Source organism: Bifidobacterium anseris, assembly GCF_002860345.1.
Taxonomy (GTDB): Bacteria; Actinomycetota; Actinomycetes; order Actinomycetales; family Bifidobacteriaceae; genus Bifidobacterium; species Bifidobacterium anseris.
Genome location: NZ_NMYC01000001.1, coordinates 533,994 through 555,008 on the forward strand (window position 1 = coordinate 533,994; position 21,015 = coordinate 555,008).

The following is a 21,015-nucleotide window of genomic DNA, read 5'->3' on the forward strand; positions in this document are numbered from 1 at the left end:
TGGTCACCGAAGTGACCTATCCAACTATAACCGCACCCGCCTATTGGCGCGACGCGCGTCGGTCGCGAGCGCGCCGCCCGACGTCTCCTGCGTCACTGTTCGACGCCGTAGAACAGCCGTTCGCACACCTCGCGGCTGCGGCGCATCTGGGCGAGGATGTCGTTTTCGAAGCGCTGGCCGTGGTTGGCGTCGTAGCCGAGGTAGACGGCGATGCCGCCGAGCGAGTACATGTCGGCCGGCAGGACGTCGGCCTGCGCGGCGCGTCCGCTCCACAGGTAGTTGCCGTTGCGCGCGTCGGTGCACATCTGCCACGCCTCGCCGAGGATGCGCGCGTCCTCCTCGTTGAGGTGGCCGTCGGCGACGAGCGCGTCGAGCGCCTCGGTCGTCGAGTTGACGCGCAGCGCCTTGTCGTCGTGCGCGTGCCGCAGCTGCAGCAGCTGCACGGTCCATTCGACGTCGCTCAGGCCTCCCTTGCCGAGTTTGAGGTGGCGTTCACGGCGCACGCCGCGCGGCAGGCGTTCGGCCTCCATGCGCGCCTTGAGGCGGCGGATCTCGCCGATCTCCTCGTCGGTGAGGTCGCGGTCCGGATAGCGCAGCGGGTCGGCGATGTTCGTCAGGAAATCGTCGGCGAGCGTCATGTCGCCGGCGGCGGCGCGGGCGCGCAGCAGCGCCTGGCGTTCCCATGTGCTCGACCAGGAGCGGTAGTACTCCTCGCATGAGGCGTAGGAGCGCACGAGCGGGCCGTTCTTGCCTTCGGGGCGCAGGTCCATGTCGAGTTCGATCTTCGGTTCGAGGCTGACGGGGCCCTGCATGAGCATGCGCAGCCGCTCCTGCACCTTGCGCGCGAAGCGGTTAGCGGTCGCGTCGTCGGCGCCGGCGGCGGGACGGTAGATGACGATGACGTCGGCGTCGGAGCTGAAGTTGACCTCGCGGCCGCCGTAGCGGCCCATCGCGATGATCGCGATCGCGGCGGGCGCCTGCGCGGCGCCGTCCTCGCGCATCTGGGCGGCGACGGACCAGCGCAGCGCGGCGTCGAGGATCGCGTCGTACACGTCGGTCATGCCCGTGAGCATCTCGGGCGCCTCGATGACGCCGCTCATCCATCCCAGGCCGATGCGCTCGATCTCGTGGCGGCGCAGCGCGCGCAGCGCCGTGGCCGCCTCGCGTTCCGAATGCGAATGGCGGTCGATGATCGCCGCGCACTGCGTGTCGAGGCTCGCGCGCGGACGCGCGTGCAGCTTCGCGTCGTCGCCGAGCCACGTGATCGATTCGAGTGACTTGTTGAGCGCGTCACCCAGATAGCGGGAGTTGGACAGCACGTGGCACAGGCGCCTCGCCGCGGACGGCGAGTCGCGCAGGAAGCCGAGGTATTCGTGTTCGCCGCCGAAGCGTTCCTCGAGGGTGCGCCAGTACAGCAGGCCCATGTCCGGGTTCTGCCCCTCGCCCAGCCAGCGCAGCACGGCGGGCAGCAGGATGCGGTTGATCTTCGCGGCGCGCGTGACGCCATCGGTCAGCGCGCGCACATGGCGCAGCGCGGCGGCCGGGTCGGCGAATCCGATCGCCTCGTAGCGTTCGAGCGTCGCCTGCTCGCTCAGTTCGACCGTCTCGTCGGGGCTCGTCGCCGAGATTGGCAGCATCGGCCGGTAGTAGATGTCGTTGTGCAGGCGGCGCACCTCGCGGCGCGTCTCGTCGTACTGGTCGACGAGCTGTTCGGGCAGCATGTGGAAGACGCGCGCCAGACGGTGCATCTCGGGGCTTTGGTTGAGTTCGTCGGGGTCGATCGCGCGTTTGCGTTCGAGGCCGCCGACGTTGCCGGGCCCGAGGTCGGGAAACAGGTGGGTGCGTTTGAGCATCCACATCTGCTGGCGGTGTTCAAGGACGCGTTCGAAACGGTAGTCCCAGCGCAGCGCCTTCGCCTGCGGGCGTGAGACGTAGCCGCCGTCGGAAAGCGCCTGAAGCGTGTCGAGCGTGGGACGCACGCGCAGCGACGGGTCGGTGCGGCCGTGCACGAGCTGCAGCATCTGCACGGTGAACTCGACGTCGCGCAGGCCGCCGCGGCCGAGCTTGATCTCGCGGTCCTTGAGCGGCGCGGCGATGAGATCCTCGACGCGTTCGCGCATGCGCTGGCAGTCGTTGACGAAGTTGTCGCGTCGGGCGGCCGACCAGACGAACCCCGCTGCCATCGCCTCGTAGTCGGCGCCGAGCACGGCGTCGCCGGCGACGGCGCGCGCCTTGAGCAGCGCCTGGAACTCCCAGTTCTGCGCCCACTGCTCGTAGTAGGCGCGATGCGCCTCGAGACGGCGCACGAGCGGGCCGTCCTTGCCTTCAGGACGCAGCGCCCCGTCGATCTGCCACAGCGGCTGTTCGGCCACGCCGGCCACGACGGACTGGCACACGCGCTGCAGCGTCGTCGCGATCTTCGTGCCGATGCGCGTGAGCGTCGTGTTGTCGGTCGCCTCGTCGGCAGGTTCGACGACGTAGATGAGGTCGACGTCGGAGACGTAGTTGAGTTCGCGAGCGCCGAGCTTGCCCATGCCGATGACGGCGAAGCGCACATGCTCGGAGCCGGCCACCTCGCGTCTGGCGATCGCGAGCGCCCCCTCGAGCGCCGCGTCGGCCAGGTCGGACAGTTCGGCGCTGATCTTCGGCTGGATCTCGATCGGGTCGCCGGCGGTCACGTCCTGCGCCATGATCGCGGCGAGCTGTTCGCGGTAGTCGGCGCGCAATGCGCCTGCCGCCTCGGCGAGCTCCTTGCCTGCAGTCGGGGTCGTGCCCTCAGGGTCGGCGCCGACGGCGTCGAGGATGCGCGCGCGGCGGGACTCGCGCGTGACGATCGCCGTGTCGCGCGGCGGCGTGACGGCGGCGCGCACGAGGTCGGGGCGGAAGCGCATGAGCGTGCCCATTGCGTTCGAGGCGCCGAGCACGCCGATCAGCCGCGTCATCTGCGCCTCGTCGGCGACGATCGACGACAGCGGTTCGCCGCGCTCGTCGAGCGCGCGGCGGATGTCGACGAGGTTCGCGAGCGCCGTGTCCGGGTCGTCGCATTCGGCGAGCTGGCCGAGCAGCACGGCGACGGCGCGCCCGTCGTCGGGGCCGGCCAGGTCGCTAAGCAGCTGCTTCGCCCGGCTGATGTGCTGCAGTCCGGCGTGGATGACGTCGCGTGTGGGGATGTTCGTCGGTGTGCCTTGTTCCATGGGTCCAATCTACCCGCGCTGGATGACGCTTCGGGCGCGCGAGGGTTCAGGCGAAGAACGCCTTCGTGTTCGCCCAGATGCGCCGGGCGGCGCACGGCCGGTTCATCGTATACAGGTGGATGCCGTCGACGCCGCGGGCGACGAGGTCGCGGATCTGCTCGGACGCGTAGACGACGCCCGCCTCCTTGAGGGATGCGGGGTCCTGTCCCCACATCTCGAGCATGACGGCGAGCCGTTCGGGGATCCTCGAGGCGCACAGGTCGGCCATGTGGCGCACCGAGCCCGCGTTGACGACGGGCATGATGCCCGCTTCGATTGGCACGTCGATGCCGGCGGCGCGCGCCTTGTCGCGGAAGCGCAGGAAGTCCTCGTCGTCGTAGAACAGCTGGGAGATCAGGTGGGTGACGCCGGCGTCGACCTTGCGTTTGAGGTTGTCGATGTCCTCGTCGAGGCTCGCCGCCTGCGGATGCTTCTCCGGATAGCAGGCGCCGTAGATTGGCAGGTCGGGGCGGCGCTCGCGGATGAACGCGGCAAGGTCGGATGCGTGGTGGAACACGTTGGCGGGTTCGCGTTCGGGGTTGCGGTCACCGCGCAGTGCGAGGACGCCGGCGACCTTCGCCTGGTCGAACAGGTCGAGCGCCTCCTCGGCGCCGGCCTCGTCGAGATACTGGGCGGTCAGGTGGGCGACGGCGGGGATGCCGTATTCGGCGCGCACGGTGTTCGCGATGCGCGCGGTGGCGGTGCGGTCGACCGATTTGCCGGTGCCGTAGGTCACCGAGATGAAGGCGGGTTCGAGGCCCTGCAGGCCGTCGAGCGTGTCGTAGATCGTGCCGACCGGCGCGGTGCGTTTGGGAGGGAAGATCTCCAGCGAGAAGATGGGCATGATGGGTCGTCCTCGGTACGGGAGGGAAAAAGGGAAACAGGCAAAAAAGAAGAAAAAGAAGGATGTGGCGGGACGGGGAGGATGCGGCGCCCGCGCGTGGCGGACGCCGCATGCCGTCGCCGACGGCTCCCCTGTGCCGCTACGGTGTCACCGCGATGTCACCGGCGGCCATGTGATGTCACAGGCGCGAGCGCACGGCGCGGGCGGCCGCGACCATGTGCTCGAGGCTCGGCCACGTCTCGGCCTCGCCGCGGGTCTTGAGGCCGCAGTCGGGGTTGATCCACACCTTGTCGACGTCCATCTTCGCGAGGATCTCGCCGATGCGTTCCTCGATCTCGGCCTCGCTGGGCACACGCGGCGAATGGATGTCGTAGACGCCGGGGCCGGCCTCGGTCTCGAAGTCGGCCTCCGCGATCGCGTCGAGGACGACGAGGTCGCCGCGCGACGCCTCGAAGGAGATGACGTCGGCGTCCATCGCGTCGATGTCGCGGATGATGTCGTTGAACTCCGAGTAGCACATGTGCGTGTGGATCTGCGTGGTCGGCTTGACGCCCGAATGCACGAGGCGGAACGCGGGGATCGCCCAGTCGAGGTACTTCGCATGCCAGTCGGAGCGGCGCAGCGGCAGCTTCTCGCGCAGCGCGGCCTCGTCGATCTGGATGATGCGGATGCCGGCGGCCTCGAGGTCGAGGACCTCGTCGCGGATCGCGAGCGCGAGCTGGCGCGTCTGCTCCTCGGCGGAGATGTCCTCGCGCGGCCATGACCAGTTGAGGATCGTGACCGGTCCGGTGAGCATGCCCTTCATCGGCTTGTCGGTCCTCGACTGCGCGTAGCGGCTCCATTCGACGGTGATCGGTTCGGCGCGCGAGACGTCGGACCATACGATCGGCGGCTTGACGCAGCGCGTGCCGTAGGACTGCACCCACGCGTTCTTCGTGAACAGGAAGCCGTTGAGACGCTGGCCGAAGTATTCGACCATGTCGTTGCGTTCGAATTCGCCGTGCACGAGCACGTCGAGGCCGATCTGCTCCTGCCTGCGGATCGCGTCGTCGATGTGCGCGCGGATGAACGCGTCGTATTCGTCGCGGCTGATCTCGCCCTTACGCAGCTTCGCGCGTTCGGCGCGGATCTCCTTGGTCTGCGGGAACGAGCCGATCGTCGTCGTCGGCAGCGCGGGCAGGCCGAGCGCCTCGCGCTGCAGGCGCTGGCGTTCGGCGCGCGCCGGGCTGCGCGTGAAATCGTCGTCGGCGAGCGCGGCGAGGCGGGCCGCGACGGTCTCATCGCGCGCCACGCGGCTGCCGTCGAACAGCAGCTGGTTGGCGGCGAGCACATCGGACGACTGCTTCGCGTCATCGTCGAGGTCGACGAGGTCGGCGATCTCGCGCACCTCGTTGAGCTTCTCGACGGCGAACGCGAAATACCTGAGGACGTCGCCGCCGAGAGCCTCCTCACCCTTCGTGCTGAACGGCACATGCAGCAGCGAGCAGGCGGACGACACGGCGACGCGGTCGGTGACCTGACGCAGCGCGTCGACCAGGCCGATGCTCGTCGCATAGTCGTTGCGCCAGATGTTGCGTCCGGAGACGACGCCGGCGAACAGCGTCGTGCGTTCGCCCACGCCGTGCGCGCCGACGGCGGCGAGGTTCGCGTCGCGGCCCTCGACCAGATCGAGGCCGACGCCGTCGAACTCGAAGAGCTTGACGGTCTCGTAGATGTCGGCGATGTCGCCGAAGTAGGTGTTGAGCAGCACCTTGACGCGCTCGCCGCGGGCGGGGAGGATGCGCGAGTAGAGCGACTTGAACAGACGCACGTCCGCGTCGTCCTTATCGAGGACGAGACACGGCTCGTCGAGCTGCACCCATGCGGCGCCGAGGTCGGCGAAACGGCGCACGATCTGCGCGTAGACGCCGGCGACGGCATCGATGAGGCCCTCGTCGACCTTCAGTTCGCGCGCCTGGGAGTCGCGCGAGAGCTTGAGGAACGTGTACGGGCCGATAAGCACCGGCTTCGTCTGGTAGCCCAGCGCCTTCGCCTCAAGGTACTCGTCGAAGGGCTTCGTGCCGTTGAGCCCGACCTCGGTCGCCTCGTCGAACTCGGGCACGAGGTAATGGTAGTTCGTCGTGAACCACTTCTTCATCGGCAGCGCGGTCACGTCGCCACGCTCGCCCTGATAGCCGCGCGCCATCGCGAACAGCGTCTGCTCGGGGTCGGCGAAAGACAGGCGGCGGTAGCGCGCCGGGATCACGTTGAGCAGGATCGCCGTATCGAGCATCTGGTCGTAGAGGCTGAAATCGTTGCTCGGGATCAGATCGATGCCGGCGGCGGCCTCGAGCCGCCAATGCTCGGCGCGCAGCTCGCGGCCGACATGGCGCACGTCGTCGAGCGACGCGGCGCCCTTCCAGTACGCTTCGATGATCTTCTTGAGTTCGCGGTTCCGGCCGATGCGCGGGAAACCGGAGATGGACGTGGGAACGCTCATGGCTGCCTCCAAAAAATCGGGCTTGCTTGCTGCAACGTGCATCACGCTAGCAGACCCGGACGGGCGGCCACGCCCCCGTCTTGCGAAAATCCAGCGAAACGGCATACCGGTTATTGAGACGACGTCATAACCGCAGCTTATATCCCCGCCGCGGCAGCCCGGTCAGTCGAAATCCTTCGGCGCGAGCACGCAGATCAGATCGGCCTCGTGCGTGCCCCACTTGCGAAACGGCTCATCGGAGCCGAACACGGCCACGCAGGCCGTAGACATGCCCAAGGTGAGCAGGTCGGCGGCGTCCGGGTCGGAACCGGGGCCGGCAAGCCACTGGCAGGCCATCGACACGGTCGGCTCATGGCCGAGGACGAGCAGCGTGCGCCGCTTGTCCTTGCACGAGGCGAGCGCGTCGAATACCGACTGCATGCCGTCCTCATACAGCGACTTCGTATAGTCGACCTTCGGGCCGTCGCCGAACACCTTGAGCATGCGCGCGCAGGTCTGGCGGGCGCGCACCGCGCTCGAGCAGTCGATCTGGTCGGGCGTCAGGCCCATCGACTTGAGGCCCTTGGCCATGCGCTTGGCCTGCTTGAGCCCCTTGTCGAGCAGTTCGCGCTCGAAGTCGCCCTGCGCGTTCGACGGTTCGGTCTTCGCATGCCGCATGACGAGCAGCACGTGTTCGTAGTCCTTCGCCTTCTTCGCGGCCTTCCTGACGTTCATGCACGCTCTTTCATCCATCGGTGCCCCCGCGGGGGCTTGGGTCTATTGGCAGTATATCCCGCGCCCGGCGCGCCGCACGGCCATTCGCCTTCGGCGTCGCCGCCGTTGCTGCGCCTTCCGTTTGCTATTCGCGCTGTTCGCGCCCTTCGCGCTGTTCGGCGTCGCCGGTCTCGCCGATGACGCGCAGCTGCGCGTCGAGGTCGCGCAGCACCTTGCGCAGCTTGCGGTCGGAGATGTCGCGCAGCTCGAGCTCCTCGAAGGCCGCCTCGCGCTGCTCGGGAGTGAGCGAATCAATGTCGGTCGTCGTGTCCTTCGCGGCGCGCTCGCGGCGGCGCAGCGCCTCGAAGCCGTCGGCCATCGCGCGCGAGACGACGAGGAAACCGGTGTGTCCGATCATCTGGTGGTCGGGGCGCACGGCCAGGCCCTGCGCCTTCCAGTTGCGTTCGAGCGTCTCCTGGATCTGCGGCTCGCTCCAGCGTCCCGACTGGCGCAGCGCCTCGGCGAGGCGGCCCATCTGCGTCGTCGTCGTCACATAGCAGGTGAGCACGCCGCCGGGCGCGATGACGCGCTCGGCCTGCTCGAGCCGGTTCCACGGGTCGAGCATGTCGAGCATGACGCGGTCGAACCATCCGGCCGGCAGCGTGGCGGCGACCGAGTCGAAGTCGCCGGTCAGCAGCGTCCAGTTGTCCGGATGCTCCCCGTAGTACAGGTCGACGTTCGCCCGTGCGACGCGCGCGAACTCGGGACGCAGCTCGATCGTCGTCAGTTCACCCTCGGCACCGCACGCCTCGAGCAGATGCAGGCTCATCGCGCCCGAACCGGCGCCCGACTCGAGCACACGGTGGCCGCGGCGGATGTCGCCCAGTTCGATGACCTGCGCCGTGTCCTTCGGATACATGATCTGCGCGCCGCGCGGCATCGAGAGCACATAGTCGGCGAGGCGCGGACGCATGACGGCGTACTGCCAGCCGCCGATCGCGCGCGTGCCCTTCCACGGCTTGTTCGCGTCGCGTTCGGGATGCTCGGCGTTGACCTGCGCCTCGCGTTTGGCGGTCACGCTCGTCACGACGACGCCCTCGCTGCGCCCGATGACGTCGTCGTGCAGGATCAGGCCGTGCGCCGTCTGCGTCGAACCTCCCGCGACGAGCTGATCGGTGATCTTGTTCGACTTCCTGTCGGTGAACTGGACCTTCTCCCCCGCTACAAAGGGACCACGGCGCATACGGCGACTCCTTCACTCATATTCATCGGCGCGGCGATCTATGTTCGACCGCCGCACCGTCCCGCACGTTTCCAATGCCTTAGCGTACACGAGGACAGCGTACACGAGGACGTGGCGCAGCGATCTTGGCGCATGCGGGGCGCCTCAGGATATGCCGCCGCGCATCATCATTTGCTCATCATCCGCGCAGACGCGCGCTCCAGCGTCCCCCGTCGCGGCGCACCGCCAGATCGAGGCCGAACACGGCCGAGAGCCGTTCATCAGTCAGCCCCTCGGCGATGGGGCCGGCGTAGACGATTGTGCCGGGTGCCGGACCATCCCCGTCGGTGCCGCCCATGCGTCCCATGACGGCCACATGGTCGAATCCCGTAGGGATCTCCTCGAGCCGGTGCGTGACGAGGACGACGGCGCGCGGGTCGTCACGACCGATCGCGCCGAGCGCGCGCAGCGTGATCTCGCGGCCGCCCAGATCGAGTCCGGTCGTCGGCTCGTCGAGGATGAGCAGTTCGGAGCGCGCCATCAGCGAACGGCAGACCATGACGCGCGTGCGTTCGCCCTCGGACAGCTTCGCCATCGAGCCGCCGACGAGGTATTCAATGCCGAAGTCGCGCATCAGCGAGCGCGCCCGCGCGATCTCGTCAGGCGTGTAGGTGTCGCGCCAACGGCCGGTGACGGCCCTGAGCGCGGTGACGACGGCGTCGAGTGGGTCCTCGAGATCGGGCAGCGCGCGCAGCAGCTCCGCCGAGCTCAGTCCGATCAGATGGCGGTAGGAGAACACGTCGACCTTGCCGAGGCGGCGGCCGAGGATGTCGACGGTGCCGCACGTGGGGTGCGCGCGCGTCGCCATCATCCGCACGAGCGTCGACTTGCCGATGCCGTTGGGGCCGAATAGCACCCATTTCTCGCCGCGGCCGACCGTCAGGTCGACGTCGGAGAGGATCGTGCGCCCCGAACGGCGGAACCCGACGCCGCGCAACGCGACGGCGGCCGCGTCCCCGTAGCGCCCTTCGTCCGATCCGTCCCGCCTCGTCTCGCCCCGCGTGTCCATGTCCGCCTCCCTTGCGTGTGTCTGATTGTATGTATATGCGTGCCCTGTGCATGACTTGTGCATGCCCTGAAGCATGCACGTGGCTCGATATGCCACGGGACTGCGACGTGCGCGACGTCGCTCCTGCCTGCTCCACGCTAGCGCATCACAGGCGGCCGGCGCACGGCGTTTCCGGCATCCGGGAACGCGAGGCCGGGCAGCATACCACCCGTGCGCCGTCGCGCGCGCCCGGTTCTCCGTCGACGGCGCAAACTTCCCCTCAACGCGTATTTCGCGCCCGCGCGTCCGTTTTGCACTACCGTTGGTGGCATGAGCGAAACAAACATGGTACGCCTGACCAAAGGCGATGTGGCACCGAACTTCGAACTTGAATCCGACGAGTACAAGCATTACGCGCTCGCCGACTTCAAGCACCAGAACGTCGTGCTGTACTTCTACCCCAAGGCCGGATCCTCGGTGTGCACGCGCGAGGCGAAGGACTTCCAGGACAACCTCGAGCGCTTCGCGAAGGAGGGATACACCGTCATCGGCGTCTCCCCCGACGACGTGAAGGTGCTCCAGGAGTTCCGCGAGCACAACGATCTGGGCTTCGTGCTGCTGTCCGACCCCGAGTACACCGTGCACAGGCTGTACGGCGCCGCGAAGGAGCACTTCAAGGACGGCGAGAAGACCTACGAGACGATCCGTTCGACCTTCGTGCTCGACGGTGAGGACCGCATCGTCTTCGCCGGCTACGACGTGGACGTCAACGGTCAGGTCGACGAGCTGCTCGAGCAGATCGAGAAGATCAAGTAACATCTCCCCGAAACATCGGAAGGCGGGCGGATCGCGCGAGGCGGTCCGTCCGCCTTCCGGCGTTTCAGGACACTGAAATCAGACGGCGGTACCGTTCTGATCGAGGTTCGGGTTGTTCTTCGGGTCGCCGGCCGTGAAGAACAGGCTCAGCACGCCCGCGGCGAAGCAGGCGGAGACGGTGATGATCGACCACAACGGATGCTGCGGCAGCCACATGACGACGAAGAACATGATCGCCGAGACGACGATGACGACCCAGCTGACCACACGGAACCACTGGCGCACCGAATGCGGCGCGCGGATGACCTGCGGCGGATCGAAGTCGTTGGGGTCGGTGGCCATCGCGACCTCCTCGGCATGTTCGAGCTCGCTGCTCGTCGGCTTCCACGGGCCGGTCTTGCCTTCCTTGAGACGGCGGGACTTCTCCTGCAGCTGGTACTCGTCGATCATGCCCGAACGTGCGCGGCCCTTCGTCGCGTCGTACTGCTCCGGCACGCCACGCTTCTTCTGCGCGCGGCGCTCCGCACGGTTTGCCATGGTTGCTCCTTTCGCCAAGCGTTTCGCGCACGCCGTTGGCGGCGCGCGCACCGTCCTCTACTGTACTGCAATCCACAGCATCGGGCCGACGTCGTTGCGCCCAGCGTCGCAACGACGCCCACGCGCGCCCGCGCACGGTGTACAAGGCGGCGCATATGAACGCCGCAGGGGACGGGCTGCGTCATATGAACGACGCAGCCCGTCCCCTGCGATGCGTGGTGTTCGCTACCTTATCGGCGCCATCGACGATGGATCAGACGCGCGGCAGCGACATCGGACGCTGCGAGGCGACGATCGGCGCCGGCAGTTCGGTCGGCTCGCCGGTGAGGTAGGCGTCGACGGCGGCCGCGCACGAGCGACCCTCGGCGATCGCCCAGACGACGAGGCTCTGGCCGCGTCCGGCGTCGCCGCACGAGAACACGCCCTCCTGCGAGGTGTGGAAGGCGTCATCGCGCGCCACGTTGCCGCGCGCGTCGAGGTCGCACGGCAGCTGCTCGCTCAGCGTCGACGTGTCCGGATGCAGGAAGCCGACCGAGATGAGCACGAGGTCGGCCGGGATGACGCGTTCGGTGCCCGGCTGGCGGGTGAACGGACCGTCCTCACCCGGCGCGACGGTCACGACCTTCAGTCCGGTGACGTGGCCCTGCTCGTCGGCGACGAAGCCCTCGGTGCGCGCCGCATGCTCGTAGGTGATCTTCGTGCCGTCCTCCTCGCCGACGAAGCCGACCGAGTCCGTGTTGTACACGTACTCGCCGCCCTCCTCCATCGACGACGTCTTCTGGTAGAGGCGCGCGAAGGTCGGCCACGGTTGGTTGTCGGGACGCGACGACGGCTCCTGCGGCATGATCTGCAGCACCGTGACGTCCTTCGCGCCCTGACGGATCGACGTGCCCAGGCAGTCGGAGCCGGTGTCTCCGCCGCCGATGATGACGACGTGCTTGTCCTTGGCCGTGATGCCGTGCACCGGCTCCTTGCCGTAGACGCGGCGCGTCGCGTCCGGCAGGAAGTCCATCGCGAAGTGGATGCCGTCCATCTCGCGACCCGGGATGTTCATGTCGCGCGGCACCGTCGAGCCGATCGCGACGACGACCGCGTCGTAGCGCGAACGCAGGTCGTCCCACGTGATGTCGCGGCCAATCTCGGTGTTCGTGCGGAAGCGCGTGCCCTCGGCCTTCATCTGCTCGACGCGGCGGTCGAGGATGCGCTTGTCGAGCTTGAAGTTCGGGATGCCGTAGCGCATCAGGCCGCCGACCTCGTCGTCGCGTTCGTAGACGACGACGGTGTGGCCGGCGCGCGTCAACTGCTGCGCGCAGGCGAGGCCCGCCGGCCCCGAGCCGACGACGGCGACAGTCTGCGAGCTCAGTCGCGCCGGCGGCAGAGGCTTGACGTACTCGAGCTCCCAGGCCTGGTCGATGATCGTCACCTCGTCGTTCTTGATCATCGTCGGCGGCTGGTGGATGCCGAGCACGCACGCCGATTCACACAGCGCCGGGCAGATGCGGCCGGTGACCTCCGGGAAGTTGTTCGTCATCGACAGGCGGTTGTAGGCCTCCTCCCACTTGCCCTGACGCACGAGGTCGTTCCATTCGGGGATGAGGTTGCCCAGCGGGCATCCGGACATGCAGAACGGCGTGCCGCAGTCCATGCAGCGGGCCGCCTGTTCACGCGTCCAGTCCTGCAGGCCGTCCTCGGCGTGCACGTCGAACCAGTCCTTGATGCGCTCCTCGACGGGGCGTTCGGCCAGCTCCCTGCGGGTGCGGACCTTGAGGAATCCACGTGGGTCTGCCATGTCAGCGCGCTCCTTCCATAACCTGCTCGTACGTCTGCTCCCAGACGCCGGGCTCATTGAAATCGATGTCCTCGGCCTTGGCCCGCTCCATTGCGCGGGTCATCGCGACGAACTGCTTGGGCACCATGTGCGTGAAGCGTGTGCGCGCCTGGTCCCAGTCGTCGAGCAGGCCCTGCGCGAAGCGCGAGCCGGTGCGTTCGACGTGCCGTGCGACGAGGTCGTGCACATGCGCGGCGGTCTCGTCGTCGAGCGGTTCGAACAGCAGCGCGCCGGACGCCGAGGCCGGGTTGACCTTGTCCATGTCCAGGTCAAGGACGTAGACATGGCCGCCGGAGAAGCCGGCGCCGAGGTTGCGGCCGGTGGGGCCGAGGATGACGACCTCGCCGCCGGTCATGTACTCGCAGCCGTGGTCGCCGACGCCTTCGACGACGAAGCTTGCGCCGCCGTTGCGCACGCCGAAGCGTTCGCCCGCGCGGCCGGCGACGAACATCGTGCCGGAGGTCGCGCCGAAGCCCAGGACGTTGCCGGCGATGACGTTGTCGTGCGGGTCGTAGGTGACGTCCTTCGGTGCCGAGATCGCGATGCTGCCGCCCGACAGGCCCTTGCCGGCGTAGTCGTTGACCTCGCCGACGATGCGCAGCGTCTCGCCGCGCGGGATGAACGCGCCGATCGACTGGCCGCCGGTGCCTTCGAGCTCGAGTTCGATCGTGTCGTCCGGCAGACCCTCCTCGCCGTATCGGCGCGTGATCTCGTAGCCCAGCATCGTGCCGAGCGTGCGGTTGACGTTGCGGATGTCCTTGCGGATGCTCACGTGCTCGCCGCGCTCGAGCGCCGGCTCGGCCAGCGCGATGAGCTCGTTGTCGAGCGCCTTGTCGAGCTCGTGGTTCTGCTCGATCGTCTTGTGCAGGATCGTGCCGGGGACCGGGCCGGGCTGCATGAGCACATTGCCCAGGTCGATGCCCTCGGACTTCCAGCGCCTGATCGCCTCGTCCTGATCGAGGCACTCGACGTGGCCGACGGCCTCCTCGAGCGTGCGGAAGCCGAGCTCGGCGAGCAGCTCGCGCACCTCCTCGGCGATGAACATCATGAAGTTGATGACGTGCTCGGGCTTGCCGGTGTAGCGTGCGCGCAGCTCCGGGTCCTGGGTCGCGATGCCCTGCGGGCACGTGTTCTTCTGGCAGGCGCGCATCATGACGCAGCCCTCGACCATGAGCGCGGTCGTCGCGAAGCCGAACTCCTCGGCGCCCAGCAGCGCGGCCACGACGACGTCGCGTCCGGTCTTGAGCTCGCCGTCGCACTGGACGGTGATGCGCGAGCGCAGGCCGTTGAGCACGAGCGTCTGCTGCGTTTCGGACAGGCCGATCTCCCACGGCGTGCCGGCGTGGCGAATCGCGTTGAGCGGGGCCGCGCCGGTGCCGCCGTCGTAGCCGGAGATGAGCACGACGTCGGCGTGGCACTTGGCGACGCCGGCCGCGATCGTGCCGACGCCAAACTCGGAGACGAGCTTGACGTGGATGCGCGCCTTCGGGTTGGACATCTTCGCGTCGTTGATCAGCTGCTTGAGATCCTCGATCGAGTAGATGTCGTGGTGCGGCGGCGGCGAGATGAGCTCGACGCCCGGCGTCGCGTGGCGCACCTTGGCGATCCACGGCGGCACCTTGGCGCCCGGCAGGTGTCCGCCCTCGCCCGGCTTGGCGCCCTGGGCGAGCTTGATCTGCAGATCGGTGGCGTGCACGAGGTAGTCGCTCGTCACGCCGAAGCGCGCCGAGGCGATCTGCTTGATCTTGCTGCACAGCAGCGGGTCGTTGAGGCGTTCGACCGCCTCGCCGCCCTCGCCGGAGTTCGAACGCGCGCCGATCGAGTTCATCGCGATCGCGAGCGTCTCATGTGCCTCCTTCGAGATTGAGCCGTAGCTCATCGCGCCGGTCGAGAAGCGCTTGACGATCTCGCTCGCCGGTTCCACCTCGTCGAGCGGCACCGGCTTGCGCGCATGGTTGAACTTCATCAGGCCGCGCAGCGTCATGATGCGGTTCGACGTGTCGTTGATGTGCGCCGAGTAGCGTTTGAACATCGCGTAGTCGCCGCGCTGCGTCGACTGCTGCAGCAGGAAGATGGCCTCGGGGTCGTTGAGGTGCTCCTCGCCGGTGCGGCGCCACTTGTATTCGCCGCCGGTGCGCAGCGTGCGGTGCGGCGTGGCCGTCCACTGATTCGGGTAGGCGACGCGGTGGCGGATCGCCACCTCCTCGGCGAGGTCGTCGAGGCCGCAGCCGCCGATGCGCGAGACGGTGCCGGTGAAGTAGGCGTCGATGACCTCCTGGTTGAGGCCGACCGCCTCGAACAGCTGGGCGCCGCGGTAGCTCATGATCGTCGAGACGCCCATCTTGCTCATGATCTTGAGCACGCCGGTCGACAGCGCGTTCCTCAGGTTCGTCACGGCCGTGGCGGCGTCGACCTCGAGGAAGCCGGTGCGCGCGAGCTCCTCGACCGATTCGAAGGCGAGGTACGGGTTGACGCAGGCGGCGCCGTAGGCGATGAGCAGCGCGACATGGTGGATCTCGCGCACGTCGCCGGCCTCGACGACCATCGAGATCTGCGTGCGCGTCTTGCGGCGCAGCAGATGGTGCTGCACGGCCGAGGTGAGCAGCAGCGACGGGATCGGGGCCATCATGTGGTTCGAGTCGCGGTCGGACAGGATCAGGAAGTTGCTGCCGTCCTCGATCGCCTGGTCGACCTCGTCGAAGATCTCGTCGAGGCGGTTCCTGAGTGCCTCGCCGCCGCCGGTGACCTGGTACAGGCCCTTGATGACGACCGGCTTGTAGTAGTCGTCGAGCTGGCGGGCGCGGTCGACGTTCTTGAGCTGCGCCATCTCGTCGGAGTCGATGACGGGCTGCTCGATGAGGATCTTCTTCGCGTGCGTCGCGCAGTCCTCGAGCAGGTTCGGCTCCGGGCCGATCGCCGATTCGATCGACGTGACGATCTTCTCGCGCTCCCAGTCGAGCGGCGGGTTCGTGACCTGGGCGAACTTCTGCGTGAAGTAGTCGAAAAGCATGCGGCTGCGTCCCGACAGCACCGACAGCGGGATGTCGTTGCCCATCGAGCCGAGCGGCTCCTTGCCGGTGTCCGCCATCGGCTTGAGCACCATCTTGAGCTCCTCCTGCGTGTAGCCGAAGGCGCGCTGGCGGCGGTGCACCGACTGGTCGGAGTAGTTCACATGCTCGCGTTGCGGCAGCTGGGCCATGTTCACGGTGTTGCCCTCGACCCATGCGCGGTATGGATGCTGGGCGGCGAGCTCGTGCTTGATCTCGTCGTCCTCGACAATGCGGCCGGCGGCCGTGTCGACGAGGAACATCCTGCCCGGTTCGAGGCGGCCTTTGCGCACGATGCGCGCGTCGTCGACCTGCGGCAGCACGCCCGCCTCGGAGGCGAGCACGACGTAGCCGTCGTCGGTGACCTGCCAGCGGCCGGGGCGGAAGCCGTTGCGGTCGAGCAGCGCGCCGACCTGGACGCCGTCGGTGAACACGAGGTCGGCCGGACCGTCCCACGGCTCGATGAGCGCATTGTTGTACTCGTAGAAGGCGCGCACGTCGGGGTCGAGCTCCTTGTTCTTCTCCCACGCCGGCGGCACCATCATCAGGATCGCGTGCGGCAGCGAGCGGCCCGCGAGGTTGAGCAGCTCGAGGACCTCGTCGAAGGTGCCCGAATCCGAGTATCCGGGGGTCAGGATCGGCAGCAGATCCTCCATGTCGCCCAGCAGCGGGGACTTGAGGCGTCCCTGACGCGCCGAGAACCAGTTGCGGTTGCCCTGGATCGTGTTGATCTCGCCGTTGTGGGCGATCAGGCGGAAGGGCTGCGCGAGCGGCCACGACGGGAACGTGTTCGTCGAGAAGCGCGAATGGACGATCGCGATCGTCGTCTTCATGCGCTCGTCGGACAGGTCCGGGAAGAACGGCTTGAGCTGCATCGTCGTGAGCATGCCCTTGTAGGTGAGCGTGCGCGCCGACAGTGACGCGAAGTAGATGCCGACCTCATGTTCGGCGCGCTTGCGCACATGGTAGACGCGCCGGTCGAGCTCGATGCCGGCGAGCTTGCGCTCCGGATCGGCGAGCACGAGCGTCTTGAACGACGGCATGCTCGCGAGCGCCTGCAGTCCCAGTCCGTTGGGGTCGGTCGGCACGACGCGCCAGGCGAGGACCTCGAGGCCCTCCTCGGCGGCGATCTTCGCGATCGCCTGCTCCTGACGGCCGCAGGTGGCGATGTCGCGGTCGAGGAACGCGATGCCGGCCGCGTAGTGTCCGGCCTCGGGCAGTTCGGCGTCGATCGTCGCGCGCATGAACTCGTCGGGCATCGCCATGAGGATGCCGGCGCCGTCGCCGGTGTTCTCCTCGGCGCCGACGGCGCCGCGGTGGTTGAGGTTGACGAGCACTTCGATGGCGTCGTCGACGATCTTGCGTTCGGGCCTGCCGTTGAGGGTGGTGACCATGCCGACGCCGCAGGCGTCATGTTCGCTGCCGGGGTCGTACATGCCTTCCGGACGACGGATCGTCAAATCAAGCGGGGTTCCAAACGTCACCGCAATCACCTCTCTAGTCACAGGGGACGCCCATCCCCTATCGCACAGTTGTCAGCCCAGATTACCGTCGACCACGGGCGGGACGTCGCGCGCGACCGCATCGCGGAGCGTGCGCGCCCATCCATCGGGACCGTGCGCGCCGGGGCATGGCGGCACGGCCGGGCAATCGGCCTTTTGCATTCTATTGGGCGCAATATTTCGGAAGTATGACGAGCGCGGCGGGCGCGGCGGAAAAAGTCACATAGTGAGACGGCGTGGCTACAGCAGCGCGTCGAAGAGCCGTTCGATGACGGCGTCGTTGAGCAGGCGTCCGCGCCGCGTCGCCACGATGCGCCCGTCGTCCGCGGCCCTCACGAGTCCTTCGTGCAGCAGCTCGTCGACGACGGCGGCGGCGTCGCGTCCGCTGATGCGTTCGATTTCGGACAGGTCGAGCCCCTCGCGCAGGCGCATGCCGAGCATGACGCGCTCCTCGACGTCCTCGGCGGCGTCGATCCGCTCGCTGCCGCTCCACGGCAGCTCGCCCGCGCGGATGCGCTGCGCCCATGCGAGCGGATGGAGCACGTCCCATGCGCGCAGCGAGCGCGCGGCGTCCTCGCCGTCGCCATCGACGCTGTCGGCGGCCAGCGTGTAGTGGCTGTGCGCGCCGGGGCCGACGCCGGCCCAGTCGACGTTCCTCCAATAGCCGAGGTTGTGGCGGCTCTCGTGACCGGGACGGGCCCAGTTGGAGATCTCGTACCATTCGAGGCCCGCGGCCGTGCACATGTCGTCGATGATCTCGTATTTGGCGGCCTCGTCGTCATCGTCCGGCGCGGGCAGTTCGCCGGCGGCGATGCGCCGGCCCATCTTTGTGCGCGGCTCGACGGTGAGCGCGTAGGCGGACAGGTGGTCGACACCGAGCGCGAGCGCGGTCTCGACGCTCATGCGCCAGTCGTCGAGGCTTTCGCCGGGCGCGCCGTAGATGAGGTCGACGCTCGCCTCGAGCCCGGCCTCGCGCGCCGCGCGCACGCCGTCGACGACGTTGCGCGGCGTGTGCGTGCGGTCGAGCGTGCGCAGCACGTGCGGCACCGCCGACTGCATGCCGAAGGAGATGCGCGTGAAGCCGCCGGCGGCGAGCGCGCCGATCGCGGCGGCGCCGACGGTGTCCGGGTTCGCCTCGGTCGTGATCTCGGCGCCGTCCTCGATCCCCCACAGCCCGGCGATCGCGTCGAGGACGGCGATCAGGTCGCGCGGTGGCAGGACGGTCGGCGTGCCACCGCCGAAGAAGACGCTCGAGGCGGCCGGCTCGTCGATGCCGTGCTCGAGCTGCCAGCGGCGCAGCAGGCGCAGCTCGGCGATCACCGTCGACGCGTAGTCGCCGCGCGAGGCGCCCAGCCCCATGTCGGGTGCCGTGTAGGTGTTGAAATCGCAGTAGCCGCAGCGACGCAGACAAAACGGCACATGCACGTAGATCTCGTAGGTCATGCGCCCGTCTAGCCTTCGGTCTTCTGGGCGGCGCGGATCTTGTCCTTCGTGTCGCGGTCGTTGCCGGTCTCGCCGGTCGCCAGCGCGGCGACGAAGGCCTCCTGCGGCACCTCGACGTGGCCGAGCATCTTCATGCGCTTCTTGCCGGCCTTCTGCTTCTCGAGCAGCTTGCGCTTGCGGGTGATGTCGCCGCCGTAGCACTTGGCGAGCACGTCCTTGCGCAGCGCGCGGATCGTCTCGCGCGCGATGATGCGCGAGCCGATCGCGGCCTGGATCGGGATCTCGAACTGCTGGCGCGGGATGAGCTCGCGCAGCTTCTTCGTCATCATCACGCCATAGCTGTACGCCTTGTCGCGGTGCACGATCGCTGAGAACGCGTCCACCTTCTCACCCTGGATGAGGATGTCGACCTTGACGAGGTCGGCCGCCTGCTCGCCGTCTTCGTGGTAGTCGAGCGACGCGTAGCCCTTCGTGCGGCTTTTGAGCTGGTCGAAGAAGTCGAAGACGATCTCGGCGAGCGGGATGCGGTAGTGCATCTCGACGCGGTCGGCGGAGATGTACTCCATCGTGCCCATGACACCGCGGTGGTCCTGGCACAGCTCCATGACGGCGCCGATGAACTCCTTGGGCGTGATGATGTCGGCGGCCACGACCGGCTCGACGATCTTCTTGATCTTGCCTTCGGGGAACTCGCTCGGATTGGTGACGCGGTGCACGGTGCCGTCCTCGCTCGTCACCTCGTACGGCACGTTCGGCGCCGTCGAGATCAGGTCGAGGCCGAATTCGCGGCTGAGGCGCTCGGAGACGATCTCCATGTGCAGCAGGCCGAGGAACCCGCAGCGGAAGCCGAAGCCGAGCGCGACCGAGGTCTCCGGCTCGTAGACGAGCGCGGCGTCGTTGAGCTTGAGCTTGTCGAGCGCCTCGCGCAGCTCCGGGAACTGCGCGTTGTCGATCGGGAACAGGCCCGCGTACACCATCGGCTGCGGGTCGCGGTAGCCGGGCAGCGCCTCGGCCGCCGGATGCGCGGCCGACGTGATCGTGTCGCCGACCTTCGACTGGCTCACGTCCTTCGCGCCGGTGATGACGTAGCCGACCTCGCCGGCGCCGAGCGCGCGCGTCGGCATCATGTCCGGGCTGATGACGCCGATCTCGATCGGGTCGTAGGTCGTGCCCACCCCCATCATGTGCAGCTTCTCGCGCGAGCGCAGCTCACCGTCGACCATGCGGATGTAGGTGACGATGCCTCGGTAGGAGTCGTAGACGGAGTCGAAGATGAGCGCGCGGGCGTCGCCGTCCGGGTTCCCCGAGGGTGCCGGCACGTCGACGACGATGCGGTCGAGCAGTTCGGCGACGCCTTCGCCGGTCTTGCCGGACACGCGTAGCACGTCGGACGGGTCGCAGCCGATGAGGCCGGCGATCTCCTCGGCGTGCTTGTCCGGTTCGGCGCTCGGCAGGTCGATCTTGTTGAGCACCGGGATGATCGTCAGGTCGTGGTCGATCGCCATGTACAGGTTGGACAGCGTCTGCGCCTCGATGCCCTGCGTGGCGTCGACGAGCAGCACGGCGCCCTCGCATGCGGCGAGCGCGCGGGAGACCTCGTAGGTGAAGTCGACGTGGCCCGGGGTGTCGATCATGCCGAGCGTGTACTCCTGGCCGTCGTAGATCCACGGCACGCGCACGGCCTGCGACTTGATCGTGATGCCGCGTTCCTGCTCAATGTCCATGCGGTCGAGGAACCGGTCGCGCATCTCGCGCTCGGGGACGATGCCGCTGAGCTGAAGGATGCGGTCGGCGACCGTCGACTTGCCGTGGTCGATGTGCGCGATGATGCAGAAATTGCGGATCGCCGACTGATCGGTGAAACCGGGCTGATTGTGATGCTGGCTCAAGCCGCCCTCCTGTTGTACGATATTCGCGACCATTCTAGCGGCAACGCACGGCAAACGCCCCCACGCGCCGCCCGCGACTTTATCCGCGGTGCATGGTATGCTTCATATCCGTATGTCCTTATAGAAACCGTTGTTTGGAGAATACACAGTGGCAAACATCAAGTCGCAGAAGAAGCGCGTCCTCACCAACGAGAAGGCGCACAAGCGCAACGTCGCGGTCAAGTCCGCGATCAAGACCGCGATCCGTCACACGCGCGAGGCCATCGCCTCCGGTGACAAGGCCGCCGCCGAGGCCGCCTTCCAGATCGCCGGCCGCAAGCTCGATCAGGCGGCCAGCAAGGGCGTCATCCACAAGAACCAGGCCGCGAACCGCAAGTCCGGTCTGGCGCTGCGGATCAACGCGATGTGATCCGATTCACGCTTGACGAAGGGGC

13 protein-coding genes are annotated in these 21,015 nt (G+C 67.9%); 2 read left to right on the forward strand and 11 right to left on the reverse strand.

What is annotated here, in order from left to right; genetic code table 11:
• Positions 1 to 92: 92 nt before the first annotated feature.
• The 6 genes from CGZ88_RS02305 to CGZ88_RS02330 form a co-directional block, all read right to left on the reverse strand.
• Positions 93 to 3,194: a bifunctional [glutamine synthetase] adenylyltransferase/[glutamine synthetase]-adenylyl-L-tyrosine phosphorylase gene (locus CGZ88_RS02305; RefSeq protein WP_101670979.1), complete on the reverse strand. Its 3,102-nt coding sequence runs from the start codon at positions 3,192 to 3,194 to the stop codon at positions 93 to 95.
• 46 nt (positions 3,195 to 3,240) lie between these two features.
• Positions 3,241 to 4,077 (reverse strand): methylenetetrahydrofolate reductase [NAD(P)H], encoded by an 837-nt coding sequence (gene metF / locus CGZ88_RS02310; RefSeq protein WP_034523894.1) that lies wholly within the window; start codon positions 4,075 to 4,077, stop codon positions 3,241 to 3,243.
• Between the two features lie 178 nt (positions 4,078 to 4,255).
• On the reverse strand, positions 4,256 to 6,556 hold the full coding sequence (gene metE / locus CGZ88_RS02315) for a 5-methyltetrahydropteroyltriglutamate--homocysteine S-methyltransferase (protein ID WP_101670980.1): 2,301 nt from the start codon (positions 6,554 to 6,556) through the stop codon (positions 4,256 to 4,258).
• 162 nt (positions 6,557 to 6,718) lie between these two features.
• The gene (locus CGZ88_RS02320) at positions 6,719 to 7,270 is read right to left on the reverse strand and encodes a SixA phosphatase family protein (RefSeq protein WP_026645373.1); all 552 of its coding nucleotides are present in this window, start codon (positions 7,268 to 7,270) and stop codon (positions 6,719 to 6,721) included.
• A gap of 124 nt (positions 7,271 to 7,394) precedes the next feature.
• On the reverse strand, positions 7,395 to 8,492 hold the full coding sequence (locus tag CGZ88_RS02325) for a tRNA (adenine-N1)-methyltransferase (RefSeq protein WP_026645374.1): 1,098 nt from the start codon (positions 8,490 to 8,492) through the stop codon (positions 7,395 to 7,397).
• A 178-nt stretch (positions 8,493 to 8,670) separates the two neighbouring features.
• Positions 8,671 to 9,540: an ABC transporter ATP-binding protein gene (locus CGZ88_RS02330; RefSeq protein ID WP_081664105.1), complete on the reverse strand. Its 870-nt coding sequence runs from the start codon at positions 9,538 to 9,540 to the stop codon at positions 8,671 to 8,673.
• A 309-nt stretch (positions 9,541 to 9,849) separates the two neighbouring features.
• Between CGZ88_RS02330 and CGZ88_RS02335 the strand changes: the two genes are divergently transcribed.
• Positions 9,850 to 10,335, forward strand: a complete 486-nt coding sequence (locus CGZ88_RS02335) for a peroxiredoxin (RefSeq protein WP_101670981.1) — start codon at positions 9,850 to 9,852, stop codon at positions 10,333 to 10,335.
• Between the two features lie 78 nt (positions 10,336 to 10,413).
• Here the strand turns inward: CGZ88_RS02335 and CGZ88_RS02340 are convergent, their stop codons facing one another.
• From CGZ88_RS02340 to lepA, 5 genes are all read right to left on the reverse strand, one after another.
• Positions 10,414 to 10,872, reverse strand: a complete 459-nt coding sequence (locus tag CGZ88_RS02340) for a hypothetical protein (RefSeq protein WP_101670982.1) — start codon at positions 10,870 to 10,872, stop codon at positions 10,414 to 10,416.
• A 253-nt stretch (positions 10,873 to 11,125) separates the two neighbouring features.
• Positions 11,126 to 12,661 (reverse strand): glutamate synthase subunit beta, encoded by a 1,536-nt coding sequence (locus CGZ88_RS02345; RefSeq protein ID WP_026645378.1) that lies wholly within the window; start codon positions 12,659 to 12,661, stop codon positions 11,126 to 11,128.
• Between the two features lies 1 nt (position 12,662).
• A complete protein-coding gene (gene gltB / locus CGZ88_RS02350; protein ID WP_101670983.1) occupies positions 12,663 to 17,231 on the reverse strand; it encodes a glutamate synthase large subunit in 4,569 nt (1,522 codons plus the stop codon).
• A gap of 258 nt (positions 17,232 to 17,489) precedes the next feature.
• On the reverse strand, positions 17,490 to 18,692 hold the full coding sequence (gene hemW / locus CGZ88_RS02355; protein WP_026645380.1) for a radical SAM family heme chaperone HemW: 1,203 nt from the start codon (positions 18,690 to 18,692) through the stop codon (positions 17,490 to 17,492).
• Between the two features lie 8 nt (positions 18,693 to 18,700).
• Positions 18,701 to 20,614, reverse strand: coding sequence for a translation elongation factor 4 (gene lepA / locus CGZ88_RS02360; RefSeq protein WP_423734395.1), 1,914 nt, complete (start codon positions 20,612 to 20,614; stop codon positions 18,701 to 18,703).
• 115 nt (positions 20,615 to 20,729) lie between these two features.
• Here lepA and rpsT point away from each other — a divergent pair, with 115 nt between their 5' ends.
• The gene (gene rpsT, locus CGZ88_RS02365; protein ID WP_026645382.1) at positions 20,730 to 20,990 is read left to right on the forward strand and encodes a 30S ribosomal protein S20; all 261 of its coding nucleotides are present in this window, start codon (positions 20,730 to 20,732) and stop codon (positions 20,988 to 20,990) included.
• Positions 20,991 to 21,015: the final 25 nt, after the last annotated feature.